Source organism: Phycisphaerales bacterium (genome assembly GCA_029268515.1).
Taxonomy (GTDB): Bacteria; Planctomycetota; Phycisphaerae; order Phycisphaerales; family SM1A02; genus JAQWNP01.
The window spans coordinates 28,983-43,924 of the sequence record JAQWNP010000018.1 but is presented as its reverse complement, the minus strand read 5'-3'; the positions used below and the strand labels follow the sequence as shown (position 1 = coordinate 43,924).

Annotated in this window: 16 protein-coding genes; 8 read left to right on the top strand and 8 right to left on the bottom strand. The window is 53.1% G+C overall.

Annotated features, from left to right (window positions below):
- Nucleotides 1-161: 161 nt before the first annotated feature.
- Nucleotides 162-641, bottom strand: a complete 480-nt coding sequence (locus tag P8J86_12795) for a DUF1844 domain-containing protein (GenBank protein ID MDG2055567.1) — start codon at nt 639-641, stop codon at nt 162-164.
- 207 nt (nt 642-848) lie between these two features.
- On the opposite strand from P8J86_12795, the gene P8J86_12790 reads away from it, so the two are divergent.
- The 4 genes from P8J86_12790 to P8J86_12775 all read left to right on the top strand — a co-directional run bounded on the left by P8J86_12790 (nt 849) and on the right by P8J86_12775 (nt 3,446).
- Nucleotides 849-2,168, top strand: a complete 1,320-nt coding sequence (locus P8J86_12790) for a hypothetical protein (protein MDG2055566.1) — start codon at nt 849-851, stop codon at nt 2,166-2,168.
- 5 nt (nt 2,169-2,173) lie between these two features.
- Nucleotides 2,174-2,617, top strand: coding sequence for a YraN family protein (locus P8J86_12785; GenBank protein MDG2055565.1), 444 nt, complete (start codon nt 2,174-2,176; stop codon nt 2,615-2,617).
- A 301-nt stretch (nt 2,618-2,918) separates the two neighbouring features.
- Nucleotides 2,919-3,122, top strand: a complete 204-nt coding sequence (locus P8J86_12780; protein MDG2055564.1) for a hypothetical protein — start codon at nt 2,919-2,921, stop codon at nt 3,120-3,122.
- A gap of 3 nt (nt 3,123-3,125) precedes the next feature.
- Nucleotides 3,126-3,446 (top strand): hypothetical protein, encoded by a 321-nt coding sequence (locus tag P8J86_12775; protein ID MDG2055563.1) that lies wholly within the window; start codon nt 3,126-3,128, stop codon nt 3,444-3,446.
- Nucleotides 3,447-3,464: 18 nt separating this feature from the next.
- On the opposite strand, the gene rfbD is transcribed toward P8J86_12775, so the two are convergent.
- Nucleotides 3,465-4,364, bottom strand: a complete 900-nt coding sequence (gene rfbD / locus P8J86_12770; protein ID MDG2055562.1) for a dTDP-4-dehydrorhamnose reductase — start codon at nt 4,362-4,364, stop codon at nt 3,465-3,467.
- Nucleotides 4,365-4,476: 112 nt separating this feature from the next.
- Between rfbD and P8J86_12765 the strand changes: the two genes are divergently transcribed.
- Nucleotides 4,477-4,947: a redoxin domain-containing protein gene (locus tag P8J86_12765; protein MDG2055561.1), complete on the top strand. Its 471-nt coding sequence runs from the start codon at nt 4,477-4,479 to the stop codon at nt 4,945-4,947.
- Here the strand turns inward: P8J86_12765 and P8J86_12760 are convergent.
- Nucleotides 4,944-5,972 (bottom strand): NAD(P)-binding domain-containing protein, encoded by a 1,029-nt coding sequence (locus P8J86_12760; protein ID MDG2055560.1) that lies wholly within the window; start codon nt 5,970-5,972, stop codon nt 4,944-4,946. The two genes, P8J86_12765 and P8J86_12760, sit on opposite strands and share 4 nt — an antisense overlap.
- A gap of 41 nt (nt 5,973-6,013) precedes the next feature.
- Here P8J86_12760 and P8J86_12755 point away from each other — a divergent pair, with 41 nt between their 5' ends.
- Nucleotides 6,014-7,513 carry a hypothetical protein gene (locus P8J86_12755; GenBank protein ID MDG2055559.1) on the top strand — a complete coding sequence of 500 codons (1,500 nt, stop codon included), beginning with the start codon at nt 6,014-6,016 and terminating at the stop codon, nt 7,511-7,513.
- Here the strand turns inward: P8J86_12755 and P8J86_12750 are convergent.
- On the bottom strand, nt 7,398-8,528 hold the full coding sequence (locus P8J86_12750; GenBank protein MDG2055558.1) for a radical SAM protein: 1,131 nt from the start codon (nt 8,526-8,528) through the stop codon (nt 7,398-7,400). The two genes, P8J86_12755 and P8J86_12750, sit on opposite strands and share 116 nt — an antisense overlap.
- A gap of 131 nt (nt 8,529-8,659) precedes the next feature.
- On the opposite strand from P8J86_12750, the gene P8J86_12745 reads away from it, so the two are divergent.
- Both P8J86_12745 and P8J86_12740 read left to right on the top strand, forming a co-directional pair.
- Nucleotides 8,660-9,709 (top strand): NAD-dependent epimerase/dehydratase family protein, encoded by a 1,050-nt coding sequence (locus P8J86_12745; GenBank protein MDG2055557.1) that lies wholly within the window; start codon nt 8,660-8,662, stop codon nt 9,707-9,709.
- 1 nt (nt 9,710) lies between these two features.
- Complete coding sequence (locus tag P8J86_12740) at nt 9,711-10,946, top strand: aminotransferase class I/II-fold pyridoxal phosphate-dependent enzyme (GenBank protein MDG2055556.1); 1,236 nt, start codon at nt 9,711-9,713, stop codon at nt 10,944-10,946.
- Between the two features lie 4 nt (nt 10,947-10,950).
- Here P8J86_12740 and P8J86_12735 read toward each other — a convergent pair whose 3' ends face one another.
- Genes P8J86_12735 through P8J86_12720 form a run of 4 tightly spaced genes read right to left on the bottom strand, consistent with a single transcriptional unit; the run spans nt 10,951 to nt 14,941 of the window.
- Complete coding sequence (locus tag P8J86_12735) at nt 10,951-11,778, bottom strand: BtpA/SgcQ family protein (GenBank protein MDG2055555.1); 828 nt, start codon at nt 11,776-11,778, stop codon at nt 10,951-10,953.
- Complete coding sequence (gene folE, locus P8J86_12730) at nt 11,771-12,388, bottom strand: GTP cyclohydrolase I FolE (GenBank protein MDG2055554.1); 618 nt, start codon at nt 12,386-12,388, stop codon at nt 11,771-11,773. The genes P8J86_12735 and folE overlap by 8 nt, the downstream gene beginning before the upstream one ends.
- Before the next feature lie 57 nt (nt 12,389-12,445).
- On the bottom strand, nt 12,446-14,515 hold the full coding sequence (locus P8J86_12725; GenBank protein ID MDG2055553.1) for a S9 family peptidase: 2,070 nt from the start codon (nt 14,513-14,515) through the stop codon (nt 12,446-12,448).
- Between the two features lie 12 nt (nt 14,516-14,527).
- Nucleotides 14,528-14,941: a VOC family protein gene (locus tag P8J86_12720; GenBank protein ID MDG2055552.1), complete on the bottom strand. Its 414-nt coding sequence runs from the start codon at nt 14,939-14,941 to the stop codon at nt 14,528-14,530.
- Nucleotide 14,942 lies beyond the last annotated feature (1 nt).

The window sequence follows — 14,942 nt, the reverse complement described above, 5'->3', positions numbered from 1 at the left end:
CTCGATGCGCTGATGAGCGACATGGTGTTGGCTATTGCAGTGCTTCTCTTTGGCATCGGCATCTTGGTCGTGCTCTACGTGCCTCAGGTGCAAGAGTTGCTCGGCGAGATCTTTGATGTCTCTGGCTATGCAGGGCAAGGGGCGCTATCGCCAGATAGCTCTTAAGGCGCTTCGATGATTCCTGGAGCTCCTGGGGGCATGCCGCCCGGTCCGGCAGGCGCATTGCCACTGGCCGCTTGTTGTGCCACCAGCTCGGCAATCTGCACAAATCGAGATTGAAGTTCGGAGAGCACTTGGGTCATCTCAGTTTCTTCTTCAGGGCTGAGGTTGCCCTTGGTTTTCTCTTGGACGACTGCCAGCATGTCGATATTGAATTTGGCACCCTCAAGATCGATGACGACGCGTTTGGTTTCAGGGTCAGCCATCGCCCCAAGGCCCATGATGGCTTGTGAGGCAAGCATGCCCATGAGCGTTTTGAAGCTCGCTTCTGGCATGCCTCTTTGCTCAGCGGGGTCATCCACTCGGGTGGCTTCCTCTTCTGCGAGTCGGTCTTTTTCGCGTTGGGCTTCTTCCTTCCAGTCGCTGTCGATCTGGATCTTGGGCTCATCGCTACCTGGTGTGATATTTTCTTGGTCAGTCATGATCGGTGGTCCGAGATAAGGGTTGAGAGGTGGTCAAAAGCCATAAGAGCGCAGGCATCTGGGTTGATGCGAGAATCCATCGTACAATGCAACGGCCTGGGTCGGGGCAATTACGGCCCGACTCAAATGAGAATTGAACCCATAGCAGGCAGGATGGCCATCAGTCAGTGGGAATTCATGGGTAACTAGAGCAAAAGGACCTGAGGCATGAGGCCGATGTTTACTTTTCTAAAAAAGACCATCTTGGTGGTAGGGCTTCTTTCACTGTCGGCATTGGTGGTCGGATGTGCTTCGACCAGTGAAGGAGGGTCGCCTAGCAAAGTCCAACTCAAAGACTTCGTCAAACCAGATCCATCCAGTAGCAGTGATACTGATGATGCATCTTCGGTCGCGGGCGCTGAGCAGACTGCTGGCGGTGAACAACGTATTGCGAATGCCGTATTGGCCCCAGGCGCTGAATCTCCAGAAGAAATCGCCAGTGCGGCCAACAAAGAAAAGGAAGAGGCTCGCTTGGGGCAAACGGTAGGGCCGCCTAAGCCGGGTACCGTTGTGCGTCGCACCGGCGAACGTATTGTTGTTGATAGCATGATTGGCCAAGTCAATGGTCGGCCAATCTTTGCCAATGAAGTGCTTGATCCTGTTGCGGATGAACTTTGGGCAGAAGCACGCCGATTGAGCTTAGAGGCCTTTCGCAGCAAAGCGTTTAAGACTGTTCAAAAACGACTGGAAGATGTGATTCTCAATGAGTTGTTTCTTTCCGAAGCTCAGATCGGCCTGACCAAAGAGCAGGAAACTGGCCTGCTTGGATTCTTACGCAATTTACGTGAGGAGTTGGTTGGTCAAGGTGGCGGCGTGAGAACGCAGGCTGAGCAGCGGATGCAAGAAGAAGAGGGACTTACGCTGGATGAGAAAGTTGATCTTGAAAAGAACAAGATGCTCATTGGGCACTTGATGCGATCCAAAATATCCCCGCATGTGGTGGTCAGCTGGCGCGATATTGAACGCGAATACAAGCGAAAAAATGAACGATACAACCCTCAGCCCAAAGTTGTATTGGGGCGAATTCAGGTCACCACTGAGGGGAATCAAGAGCGGATCGAGTCAATTGAGAAGCGTCTGGTTTCAGGTGAGTCATTCATGGATGTGGCCAAGGCTGAAGGGATGCGCAATGATGGCCGCTGGGATTCATTCCTGATGGGGCCTGAGGGCATTAGTGATATTGAGATCGCAGCAGAATTTAAGCAGCACCTCGTTGGCTTAGAACAGGGCGATTCAGTGGGGCCCTTTGTACGGGGAAGTCGTACCATCTGGCTTCATGTGATTATGCTTGAGCAAGCTGATGTAAAGAGCCTGTTTACTGCCGAAGTGCAAACCGAGTTACGACAGGAGCTTCATGCTCGGTCATTTCAGCGCGAGCAAAAGCGATATGTCGATCAGCTCATGCAGCGTGGTATTTATGATGACATGATGGAGATGTCTAATCGTGTGATGGACATCGTGATGGTTCGGTTTGTGCCCAAAGGGTAATTCTTGTGCAGCGATGGACGCCTTCCCGCTGGCTGGCTCGGGCGTTTTCTAAATCGCCGCATCACCTCTGTACAGGTAAAAAAGGCGAGCGGTTGGCACAGCGCTGGTTGCAGCGACGGGGCTATCGCACTGTCGCGCGTAATATGCGGCTCGGTGCTGATGAAATTGATTTACTGATGTGGGCACCTCGCCGTGAAGCTTTGGTGATTGTTGAGGTGAAAACCCGTGTGTTGCCGCGAGGGGCATCTGGGGAAGCTCACAACCCACTTGATTCAATGACCTCGACCAAACAGGCTCGCCAAATGCGTGCTGGTCAGCAGTTGATCGCTCGATTAGCACGTTCAGACCAAGCCATTCGCTTTGATGTGGTCAGTGTGCGGCTGCCAGATGGTGGACGACCAGTCGTCGAGCACTATGTCAGCGCCTTTGATCATAAGAGGGGTGCTTGATTTTGGTTAATCTTGTCATCTTTTAAGATTCATCGCCGTGGATGAGGGGATCCGCAATCATGGTGAACGGGAATTGTTTCCATTGAGTTTAGCCAATGGATTGTCTTTGGAATTCCTGAAGCTTTGATCAAATACTTGGTCCTCTTGAAGAGGACTGATGCGACCGAGGTCATCACTTCAAGATGTGAATTCTTAGTGAATTTATTGAAACTCCTAAAAACAAATGCGCGGCAGGTCTACACTAAGGGATTACTCGAGAAACGATCTCTTTTCTTTTTCCCTAAGACATTGGAGCTTATTGATGACTACGACAGACACCCACACCTGGCCTGACTTGGCCAGCGGACTCTATGAGCGTTTGACCGGACAGCAGGCTGAAATTATTTACCAGTTTGAAGAGATGACCGTTGAGATTCCCAGCGGAACTGGCACTGATGCTCGTCATGCACCTTGGCGCCTCAATGGAACACTTCGGATCCGGAGCCGTGCTCACGACGGTGCGTGATTGATGTCCCTTCAGATTGAATCCGATCTCCATCTGGAATTCGATGGACACGTGCTGTCGCTCCGTGATGAGGGTGGTCAGAGCCTTGTCGCGGAGTTCAGCTCATTGAGGGCTGTGCGCCGTCTGAAGCGATCTCTTCCGCTTCGGCCGGGGCCACTTCCCCCAATGCTCCAGCGACCTGGGCTTGATGACATCGTCGCAAGAGTGGTGGTGCGGGGGCGTACCGTCGCAGTGCTTGACACACGCGGGCATGTCGCATCACTCAATCTATCTTGGTGGGGCTTGATCGCGACTTTGCTGCACTTGCCATGCTCGCGTTCTTGATCGGTCGCCATTTCAGAATCACCGTTTGAGTTCGTCTGAACTTTCTTGAAGGCACTCTGTCATCGCCTCTTGCCAGGACGGCAGGCTCAGCTCAAAGGTCTCGATGGTCTTAGTGAGATCAAGCCTTGAGTTGCTGGGGCGATGGGCGGGTCGCGGAAAGGCGTCTGAGGTTACTGGTTCAATGGTGGGTTGGGTGGGGCCATGGTCAATAATGGCTGAAGCAAAACCGAACCAGGTTGTTTCACCAGTGCAGGTCAAGTGATAGATGCCGCCAGGGACGCCCAGGCAACGTGCGCCGTGCTCGCCACTGACTGTTTGGGCCAGCGCCGCTGCGGTTGCGTCGGCGATCGTTTTGCTAAAGGTCGGGGCGCCGTGTTGATCATTGACGACCTGGAGGGTATCAAGCCGGCTTGCCAGTCGCTGCATGGTTAGCAAAAAGTTGCTGCCAACATTGTCATAAATCCAACTGGTACGAAAAATAAGTGATCGCTGGCTAGCACCATCGATAGCGAGGATGGCCCGCTCGCCATCGCGTTTGGTTGTTCCGTAAACACTCAGTGGATTTGTAGCGTCATCAGGAAGGTAAGGTCTTGGGCTGGTTCCATCAAAGACGTAATCTGTTGAGTAGTGGACGAGTACGGCGCCACATGAATCAGCAGCGAGGGCAATCTGGCTTGGGGCCTCGGCATTAATGCGTGCTGCAGTGTCTCTGTCGTCTTCGGCGCCATCGACATCTGTATAAGCGGCAGCGTTGACGATGATGTCTGGCTTGGTATTCGCTAGCGTCTTTTCGATGGCGTTGAGATCAGAGAGATCCAGTTGGCTGCGGGTTAGCGCCGTGATCGATCCCAGTGGTGCCAGGCTTGTGAGGAGTCGGCGGCCGATCTGGCCATCAGAGCCAATAATTGTGATGTTCATGTTTATTCACCAGGCGATAGGGTCGCATGATAGAAGCAGGAGCCGGTGGCGTGTCAATGTGACATGAGTTATTGTGTCAGGGCTCAGTCAACATACAAGAGAGGATAGACATATGTCGCTACAGATCGGTGATAAGGCCCCTCGTTTCGAGCTTCCAGAAGGTCCCGGTGAAATGGTTGATGTTGGTGCAGCATTTGATGCTGGCCGCACCGTGCTGCTCTTTTATCCATTTGCATTCAGTCCCGTATGCTCAGATGGGTTCTGTCACGTTCGCGATCATTGGTCATCTTTGCTTGAATCTGGCACCAAGGTGTTTGGCATCAGTATTGACAGCCCCTTTGTCGCCAAGAAGTTCCGAGAGACTGAAGGTCTTCCATATCAACTGCTGGCAGATTTCAATAAAGAAGTTGCGACCAGTTATGGCGTTTTGCATGAAGACTTGATGGGGCTCAAGGGCGTCGCCAAGCGGAGTGCTTTTGTGGTTGAGTCAGACGGCACCATCTCGTTTGCATGGGTGACTGATGATCCACGCGTGCCAGTTCCCTTTGAAGAATTAGAGGCCGCGGTCTCAGCTTCGGTCTAGCTCTCGGGCAATTCGAGCAGCGTTGGATCTGGTGGTGGCGGCAACCCCCGCAGGTGATGGGTAATGCGCCGTGTGTGTACATGCGAATTCTCGATGTACACGCGGAAGCGATGTTGTGTGCCGGCGGTAGCGGTTCCAGCCACGTAGACGCCAGGGGCGTTGGTGAGCATGGTCTTGCTGTCAAAGCATGGTGCTTGATAGGGTTCTTCGGTGTTGATGCCAAACATGTCAAACATGGCGCCGTCGCAGTTGTAGCCGATCATCAGAAGCACGTCGTCGGCTGGAACATCGTGTTCCTTTTGATCACTGGTACTCATGAGTGTGACATGGTCAGGTGTGATCGCTGTTGGCTCTGTGTTGAAGAAATGTTTGATGGCGCCGCTTCGCATCAGCGCGTCGAGTTCAGGGCGTAGCCAATACTTGACACGCTCGGCAAGCTCGGGGCCGCGATAGCTGATGGTCACGTCCGCCCCGACTCGGTAGCATCGCAATGCTGCTTCGGCTGCTGAGTTTCGCCCACCAATAATCAGTACGCGGCGGTCATAGAATCGATGGGGATCGCCAAGATCGTGCGTGACATGGCTAAGTGTTTCTCCAGGGATATCAAGTGTTCTTGGAAAGGCCGTGCCACCAGTGGCAAGCACAATATGGTTGGCGGTCATGCTCTTGGGACGCATGTGTTGGTCGGTGAGCGTGAGGTGCCAGAGCTGATCTTTGAATTGGGCGGCCGAGGCTCGCGTGTACGTCTGCACCTTCAAGTCAAAGGCGCCAGCGACTTGACGAAGATAGGTCAAGTATTCTTCACGTGTGGCCTTGCCTTGGGTCGGTGTTTGTAGGGGCATGCCAGCAATAGCGATGCGTTCGCTCGAGCTGAAAAAAGTTGTTTGGGGCGGAAATTCTGTGAATATGGTGCTGCCAATTGGGCCTGCGTCAATGTGGTAATAGTCGAGTTGAGCCCTTTGGAATTCGATGGCTGTTTCTAAGCCGATTGGGCCAGCGCCGATGATGAGCGTATCGTGATGCATGTGCGATAGGATACGGCACAGACAGCAGAAGGGATTTTCTTGTGAGTGTATTGTCCACATTCGTTTTTATTGGCTTGTTGGCAATGGGGCAGTCAGGAGTGACTGGTCGTCAATTTGATCGCGGGCCGAGCTTGCCTGTGCGTTCGGTGTATGAGCTCGATCAGCCGCGTTTGATGACATCGCCGCTGGGAATCGTGATGCTTGGTGACGGCGATGGGCAAGGCATCAGCATTGATGGCGGGTCACCGATTGATCTTGGCGGGCTGGGATTGGTCGATGAGATGCAGGCAGGTTTGCAAGTGATGATGGCGGAGCATCGTGAGGTGTTTCGGAAATCGCTCGCTGAACTCAATGGAGACTTGACGCAGCTTATGCCGCTTCCGCTGTCATCGACTGACGAGCGGTTGGTCGCAGTTGCGAGCCTGATGACTGAATTGGATGAGGCGTTGGCTTCGTTGCGAATGGCGCGGCAGGCGGCTTCACTTGCTGGAAGTGATGATGAGGCGGCTCAGGCTGCTCTCAAGAACAGCCAGGACGTCTTAGATGAAGTCAAGGCAGAATTAGATGAGGCCAAATTAGCGACGGTCAACCGCCATGAATTCTTTGATGCTGGACAAATGCAGTTAGAACGATTGAAAGCCTGGGATCTCAAGCGGGCCGCTTTAGAGGCAGCGCTTGTTCAAGACATCGCGACCTGGGCTGAATCGCAGGGATTTCCAGATAGCAATGAGTTAGTGGATGCTTTGCGTCGGCGAATGTGGATTGGGCTCAGTACGCTCAGCGGCGAGGGCATCGATCTATCTCGCGTTGTTCCATCTTTGGAGTTGGGAAGAGCTGCTCGCGATGTTCTTTCGGAGGAGCTCTTGGTTTACCAAGATCTGATGCATGCAGCATTGTTACAGCGTGAAATGATGATCGCACGCACGGCATCAGAATTACGCCGCGCAAAGTTCGACGGAGACTGGGAGCAGGTGGAGGCCATTGAGCGGGAGCGCATGGTCGCAGCGGTGGCGATTCGGGGTGTTAATGATCTTTGGCTCAAGCGTCTGGTCGAACTGGTTGCTGGGGTGAATCCCGCGCATGCAGCCAAATTGCAGAGTGAGGGGCTTCGGGCGGCGTACCCTCGCGTATTTGAGCCAACAAGAAACCAGGAACGCATCGCCCGAGCAATATTGATTGAAAATCTAACGCCAGTGGCGCGCACCCAAGCGCTTGCAGCAGAGGCGGCGTTACAGGAGCAAATGAAGCCGCTCTACGAACGTCTGGTTGAAGCTGTTCGAGCGTATGAGCCACTACGCGCGCTTGCAGATGCGTCGCGGGACTCGGATGAAGGCGTGCTGATGGCCGATGTGGCGCGCGCAGGTGCTCGGCTTCGTTATCTTCTTGGTGAACAGAAGCGTCTTGAAAAGGAAGCAATTGAGGTGCTTAGCCAGTATGTATTTGATAGCGATCAGGCGGAGATGGATCGGATTGATCGTGCGATTGATCCGACCCCAGAGCAGGATCGAGAAATGGATGATCAAGAGGGGCAGTCGCCGTAGCGGGTGTGTTGCCGAGTTGGCCACACGCAGCCATGAGCTGCCGGCCTCGATGGCGCCTGACCATGACCTTGCTTCCTTGTTCAGAGAGCCAAGTCGCAAATTGTGAAACTGCCTGGTCTGAGCATGCTGGCCATGGCGAGTTCCGACGTGGGTTATATGGGATGACATTAATAGTGGTGCGAGGCAAGTCAGAAAGATAATGAGCCACTTCTTCTGCGTGTGCGGCCTGGTCGTTGACTGTCGGAATAACAACATATTCGATGAGCAGGCGTCGTTTTTCTCCGAGCCAGTGGAGCATTGCTGCATGGAGGGCCGTCATGTTATTGGCTTTATTGAGGGGCATGATCTGGCTACGAATGGTGTCATTTGGCGCGTTGAGTGAAACAGCAAGGCCTAAGCGACCCATGCCAGGGGTTTGGGCCATCGCTGTGTAGCGAGTCATGCCCTTAATGTGGCCAACTGTTGAGACCGTGATGCGCGATGGGGCAATGCATGGGCCATTCTGATCAGTCAGAATGGCAATGGCGGCCTCGACATTCTCAAAGTTATCCATTGGTTCGCCCATGCCCATAAAGACAATGTTTGTGATTGTGGCGCCGACAAAATGAGTTGCGGCATACCACTGAGCGATGATCTCTTCTGGTAAGCAGTTGCGGAGTCGACCCATTTGAGCGGTCTCGCAAAACGTGCATCCCATGGCGCAGCCGATCTGGCTTGAGACGCAAAGTGTGCACCGTTCTCGGCCACTGCGAGATTGGATTGGAAGGACAACGCTTTCGAGTTCAAGCCCATCTTCTGTTTCGAGCAAAAACTTGGTGGCTTGGCCATCAACCATTGATTGGGTGAGCGGTAAAATGCCGGAACGTGTTATTGCGGGGTCCAGTACGCCTGTTCGATAGGCCTGCCGATAGCTGGCCATGGCCTGGTCTTTGTGGCCACTAAAGTCAGCGGCCGTCGCACTGAAGCTTTGACTGGTCATTCCCAAGAGGGATGGCTGTTTGGACAGGGATGGCATTGAGGCATGCTAGCACGCGCTTGGCAGTGGATCGCTGTCAAGAGATTGGGAAACGGGCCTTGTGTTGTTTTTGTTTGGCCGGGAGGGGCCTTTGTTCCGCTACAATGTGGGCTATGGAACTGGAAGCCACAATGGATATCACACCACAGAAAACTCCGGGTAAGCCAGAGCAGGTACTGATTACCGGCGCTGGGGGCGAAGTCGGTCATGGTCTTTTGCACGCCTTTGTTGATTCGGGTGCGGGGCAGGTGAGTACGCTCGATCTCGCTCAGTTGCCGAAAACACATGCTTCGATGGTCAAGCGATCGTATTTAGGTGACATACGGGATGAGTCCCTTGTCAGCGAGATCTTCGCGACCACTGAAATCGATGAGGTGTATCACCTTGCAGCGCTCCTAAGTAGTGCTACTGAGCATGCGCCAGCTGTCGGCTATGACGTCAATGTCACAGGCAGCGTGGGTATGATTCGGCAGGCAACCCAAGCAGCTCAGCAGCGTGATCAATCAATACTCTTCTTTTTTCCGAGTTCGATTGCTGTGTACGGTTTTAGTGATCTTGCCCATAAAACAAAATCAGGACAGGTTGACGAACGCGTATTTCATCACCCGCGAACGATGTATGGGTGCAATAAATTGGCAGTTGAGAACATAGGTCGCTACTACGCGCTTTATCACGGTCGCCAAGGAGATGTCTCTTCGTGTCCGCCTGGCATTGATTTTCGATGCCTGCGTTTTCCAGGTCTCATCAGTGCGGCGACCCAGCCGACCGGCGGCACCAGCGATTTTATTCCTGAAATGCTCCATGCCGCATTAAGGGGTGAGCCGTACGAGTGTTTTGTGCGGCCAGACACGCGCATTCCATTTATGACCATGCCAGATGCAATTAATGCAACATTGAAGTATACGGCTGCATCATCAGAGCAGTTGACAAAGTCGTGTTACAACGTGTCTGCATTTAATCCTTCAGCCGAGGAGTGCGTTGAAATGATCAAGCGGCACTATCCAGCGGCGAAGGTTGATTTTAAGGTGACGCCTGAACGTCAGGCGATCGTTGATTCTTGGCCTGAATCGGTCGATTGTTCAGCGGCTCAAAATGATTGGGGCTTTGCTCCTGAGCATGATCTTGAAAAGACGTTCACCGAGTACATCATTCCTTACTTTGAATCATATTCAGGATCGTGACATGAGCATGACGGGATTGACCGGGTCTGATTTGTTTGAACAGCGTAGTGCGAAAACGCTTGGTCATCTTGAGGCGACTGGCCAGCTCAAAAAGCTGCAGACGATTAAGGGGCCCATGGATCCCCATATTGATCTGGAGGGATATGGCCAAGTTGATTGCTTCTGCTCCAATAATTACCTGGGACTTGCAAATCATCCTGACGTCGTCGCGGCAGGTATTGAAGGTATGCAGCATTATGGTGCCGGCACGGCTTCAGTGCGATTTATTTGCGGCACGTTTGAGCCACATTTGGTTCTTGAAAAGCGTATTGCTGAGTTTCTTGGCAAAGAAGCTGCTTATAGTTTTGTGTCTTGTTGGACCGCAACTGAAGCGCTGTTGCCAACGCTCTGTGAGCCCGGTGATGTGATTATTTCTGACGAGCTCAACCACGCTTGCATTATTGATGCAATGCGATTGGCCGGTGTTATTAATAAAGGCCTGCATAAATCAATCTATAAGCACAGTGATATGGACTCGCTCCGTCAGTCATTGATCAAGGGACGTGAAATCGTCGCTGACGGAGGCGTGCTCTGGGTTATTACTGATGGTGTCTTTTCGATGGAGGGTGATTTGGCTCACCTGCCAGCGATTCGGGCCTTGTGTGATGAGTACGGCGCGATGCTGGCCGTTGATGATTCTCATGGCACTGGCGTCATGGGCGCCACGGGGCGCGGTACGCATGAACACTTTGGTATGGCCAGTGATGAGATTGATCTGTTTACAGGCACTATCGGAAAAGCGCTCGGTGGTGCGGCGGGCGGCTATCTCGCAGGTTCGCAGGCTGCCATGGAAATGATTGTGCAGCGAGCCCGACCAACCTTGTTTACCAATGCGCTTCCAGTGTCAGTGGCTTGTAGCGCCAATCGCGCTATTGAATTGTTGATGAACGACCCTGGAATGGTTGACCGGCTTCGACAGAACACGGCTCGAGCTCGGGAGGGTATTCGAAGCAAAGGGTTTGAAGTCATTGAGTCGCCCACAGCTATTTGCCCCATTATTGTTGGCGATACAGCGAAGGCGATTGCGATGAGCAATCGTCTGCTTGAATTGGGCGTCTTTGTGATTGGGTTTGGGTATCCAGTTGTGCCTGAGGGCACGGCTCGTCTTCGTGTGCAAATTTCTGCTGCTCACACAGATGCGCAGATCGACAATTTGATCGACAAGCTCAGTCAACTCAAAGATGAAATGGATGGTTGACCTCTTACTTCGTCGTCCGGCAGCCTTGCACTGCTTGGGCAATCGCCGTGACGCGCGCGGGGTCTAGCGCCTCGTCCCAGTGCCCGTCTTGCTTGAGAGCTGAGCCAATGATGAGGCCGTCGCTCACTTGAGCAAACGACTCAATGTTGTCTGTTGTAAGCCCTGAGCCGATCAATACTGGGCGTTCGCATTTGGCCGCAGCGGCCGCCTCATGAGGATCGGGTGGGATGCTGGTCACAGTGCCTGTCACAATGACGCCATCAGCGCCGTTGAATGCGGCAGCATGAGCCATTTCAGTCAGTGAGATATCGCTGGTCAGTGCATGGGCGCTGTGCTTCTTTTTGATGTCAGCGAGGATCGCGACGTTCTCTGCGTCAAGTGATTTTCTTGTTCGCAGCAATGGGCCTGCGGCAGCTTGTTCAATGATGCCTTCATCAGCAACTGATGCAAAGACAAATCCTTCGCACCGTATGAAGGAGGCGCCAATCGTGTGGGCCACGGCCAGTGAAGCACTATTGGCGGCAGCCAATACTTGTACGCCAAGCGGAAGATCGATGCGGCTGCGTATTGCTTGGCCGACGGCGGTCATGCCAGCGACAATCTCGGGTCCCACTTGACCAAGCAGGTAGGGGAGATCGTGCATGTTTTCAATCATCAAGGCATCAAACCCAGCTTCGGCGAGGCAAGTTGCTTCTTGAACAGCCGTGTTGATGATCTGATCAATCGTCTTTGTATGTCGGGGTGTGCCGGGCAGGGCCTGTACATGAACCATGCCAATCAACGCTGGTCGGCGTTGAGCGAGAAAACTCAGGCTGGAGTGCAGATCAGCCAATATCGCGTTTAAGACCAAGCAAGGTGAAGAGCTCTGCGCGGCTCGACGCATCATTCAGAAACTGGCCATGCAGTTTGCTCGTTGTTGTCCAGGCGCCGGGTTTCTTGACGCCCCGATAGCACATGCAGAAGTGTTGGCATTGCAGGATGACCGCGACGCCTTTGGGATTCAAGCAGTCATTGATCGTATTGGCGATCTGTGCAGTGAGTTTTTCCTGGACTTGGAGTCGGTGGCTATAGACATCTACGACGCGCGCCAGTTTGGACAGTCCAACAATCCGATCGCCGGGGATATAGGCGACATGTGCCTTGCCTACGAATGGCACCATGTGGTGTTCGCAGTGGCTGTGTAACTCGATGTCAGAGATCAAGACCAGTTCTTGATAGCCTTCGACCTCAGTAAAGCTTTTGCTGAGAAAACTTGCGGGGTCTTCGTGGTATCCACGAAAGTGATCCTGCATGGCTGCCAGGACACGGCGGGGCGTTTCGATTAACCCTTCGCGTGTTGGATCTTCCCCGATGAAGTCAAGGAGGCCGCGGACATGGTCCATCGCATCGGCACGAGCCTTTGTGGCTTGTTTATGTTGGCTTTCGCTTGCAGAAGTAGTCATGGTTTCTCCGGAAGACCCTCCATGATAGTCCCTTTAGGGTATGGAGGGAACAACGAGCTAGCGTCGCTTTTGAAGATGGCGTTTGAACCACCACAAGATCTGTTCTAGGCGGTGCTCCCGTAGATCCATAGGGCCGTCACGGCTCATTCCATGGCTTGTGCTGCGAGGATATCGGACAAAGCGAGTCGGTACTTTTAGAAGCTTTAGTGCCGAGAAGACCTGTTCTGCTTGTTCAATATTGCAGCGAAGATCGCCTTCGCTATGAATGATCATGGTCGGCGTCTTGGCATTGCCAATATGTTTCATGGGGCTTTGGTCCCATCTCGCGTCAATATTGTCCCAGAAATTGCCGGGGAAGTAATGATCAGGTGCATCAATAAAGTCACTGTTGCCACCCATGGTCACCATATTGGAAACACATCGGTCTGTGATTGCTGCCGCAAAGCGATTGGTATGACCAATGGCCCAAAGTGTCATATAGCCACCATAGCTGCCGCCCATAATGGCCATGGCCTGCGTGTCTACATCATTGCGTGATTCCATATGGTCGGCGACGGCGGTGATGTCCTGCCAATCATGGTGGCCCCATCTTCCCTCAATCGAAGTGGTAAAGGCTTCTCCATAGCCTTTGCTACCGCGCGGATTGGCGTAGAAGACACGATAGCCATTGGCTGCGAGGAGCTGGAATTCATGAAAGAACACTTCGCCATATTGCGCATGTGGCCCACCATGTACTTCAAGTACGGCTGGTGCCTTTTTACGTTTGGGGCCGCCGGTTGGATCCATGGCCCACAGCTGTACCCGCGTGCCATCAGCAGATCGGATCCACTTGGGCTTGGGCTTGCTGAGTTTAAGTTCTTTTAGAAGCGGCCCATTGAAGTTGGTTAAGGTGCGTTTCTCAAGACCATCTTTGGTCAGTATTCCTACCGCAATTTCTGAAGGGTGCGTCGCATCTCCCCACATCAGTGCCACGCGTGTTCCATCATGAGAACTATTGCCCATGCCATAGCCACATCGCCCAGAGGTCAGCAATTCGACTGAGCCAGAATTCGTCTTGGCACAACCGATCTGGTTTTGTCCATGGAAGCCAATGGTGATCAGGATGCGTTTGCCGTTTTCGATGTAGTGGAAGTTTGTTCCAAATTCGATCTCCTCAGTGTCGCTGAGCGTGCCAGTTGATGTGCAATAGTCATGCTTGCTTGTCAGGTTACGAATCTTTTTCGTTGCAAGATTCATGACAAACAAGGAATCATTCTCAGCGCCCCAGCCAGGTACTGTGGAGATCAGCCCAGCCCAGGCGATGGTCTTGCCATCGGGGGACCATTTGGGCGCATGTTTGGGGCCGGAGGGGACGCCACGTACTGGTGTGATCTTACCGCTGGCAACATTGACTCTGACCAGCTCAGCAGCATCGCGGCGGACCATTGCTTGCTTGTGGCGATTGGTTGCGATCAAAAGCTCGCGGCTATTCGGCGAGAAGTCGTATTCGGTCCACCCCATGGTGTCCTTGTCATAGAGACGGCGATGCTTGCCAGTTTCAATTTCAACGATATACACAGCAAAACGCTGGGCTCCAAAGTAACCGTCGCCGTCAAGTCGATACCACCAGTCATCGATGACCCAGGGGGGATCACTGAGGCCTTTTTTCTTTCTCTTTGCTTCAGCTGCCTTGGTGAAGTGTGGGTCAGTTTCGCGAAAGGAAACGGCGAGTAATCGGCTATCGGGGCTAAAGACATAGCCATGAATTGATCCTTGGCTAAAAGAGGTGAGCTCTTTCGCTTCGCCGCCGTGGCGATCAATGATGTGTAGTTGTTGTGACTGGGGGTTGCGGCCCGAGGCAAAGACAATGCTGTTTCCATCAGGGGAGAAGCGGCCGCCTCTGTCTTTGCCGCTGGAGGTGAATTGTCGTGGGCGCCCCCCATCACAAGGGACGCGCCAGAGGTTTGATGTTTTTTTGTTCTTTGGCGCTGTGTGTGTCTTGGTGAATAAAATCTCTTTGCCATCGGGTGAGATTTGGGGATCGCTGACCATCTGTAGCCGACTGAGATCATCTGCAGTTACCAGTCTTTTTTTTGTTGACTGCTTGGCGGGTTTCGTGGTCTGTTTTTTCTTGAGGGCTTTTGCCATCGTGGACTCCAGTTAGCCAGATGATGTCGAGGGTTGTTGTTCAGCAAGTTCGATGAGATTCTGATCTGGATCACGCACGTAGATTGATCTGATGGGCCCCTGTGAACCAGTTCGCTCGATGGGGCCAAGCTCCACCGCGACCTTCGCCTGCTCGAGGCGTTCAATGGCCTCTTCAAGGCGACCATTAACCAGAAGGCATAAATCAGCGGCTCCTGGGGTTGGGAAGGCGGCATGTGGATGGATGGGATCGGTGGCTGGATGAAGGTTGATCTTCTGCTGTCCGCACTTCAGGGCATGCCGTCCCTCACCAAAACGAATATGCTCAAGCCCGATCGCGCGCACATAAAAGGCAATCGTCTCGTCTAGATCAGCCACAGTCAGCACGAAATGGTCAAGTCCTGCGATCAACATAAGGATGGATATCATA

Bases quoted from the DNA above. Each gene is read 5' to 3' on its own strand.
- P8J86_12765 (MDG2055561.1), top strand. From the start codon at position 4,477: ATGTCGCTACAGATCGGTGATAAGGCCCCTCGTTTCGAGCTTCCAGAA.
- P8J86_12745 (MDG2055557.1), top strand. From the start codon at position 8,660: ATGGATATCACACCACAGAAAACTCCGGGTAAGCCAGAGCAGGTACTG.
- P8J86_12780 (MDG2055564.1), top strand. From the start codon at position 2,919: ATGACTACGACAGACACCCACACCTGGCCTGACTTGGCCAGCGGACTC.
- P8J86_12790 (MDG2055566.1), top strand. From the start codon at position 849: ATGAGGCCGATGTTTACTTTTCTAAAAAAGACCATCTTGGTGGTAGGG.
- P8J86_12740 (MDG2055556.1), top strand. From the start codon at position 9,711: ATGAGCATGACGGGATTGACCGGGTCTGATTTGTTTGAACAGCGTAGT.
- P8J86_12720 (MDG2055552.1), bottom strand. From the start codon at position 14,941: ATGATATCCATCCTTATGTTGATCGCAGGACTTGACCATTTCGTGCTG.
- P8J86_12775 (MDG2055563.1), top strand. From the start codon at position 3,126: ATGTCCCTTCAGATTGAATCCGATCTCCATCTGGAATTCGATGGACAC.
- P8J86_12795 (MDG2055567.1), bottom strand. From the start codon at position 641: ATGACTGACCAAGAAAATATCACACCAGGTAGCGATGAGCCCAAGATC.
- rfbD (MDG2055562.1), bottom strand. From the start codon at position 4,364: ATGAACATCACAATTATTGGCTCTGATGGCCAGATCGGCCGCCGACTC.
- P8J86_12725 (MDG2055553.1), bottom strand. From the start codon at position 14,515: ATGGCAAAAGCCCTCAAGAAAAAACAGACCACGAAACCCGCCAAGCAG.
- folE (MDG2055554.1), bottom strand. From the start codon at position 12,388: ATGACTACTTCTGCAAGCGAAAGCCAACATAAACAAGCCACAAAGGCT.
- P8J86_12760 (MDG2055560.1), bottom strand. From the start codon at position 5,972: ATGCATCACGATACGCTCATCATCGGCGCTGGCCCAATCGGCTTAGAA.
- P8J86_12750 (MDG2055558.1), bottom strand. From the start codon at position 8,528: ATGCCATCCCTGTCCAAACAGCCATCCCTCTTGGGAATGACCAGTCAA.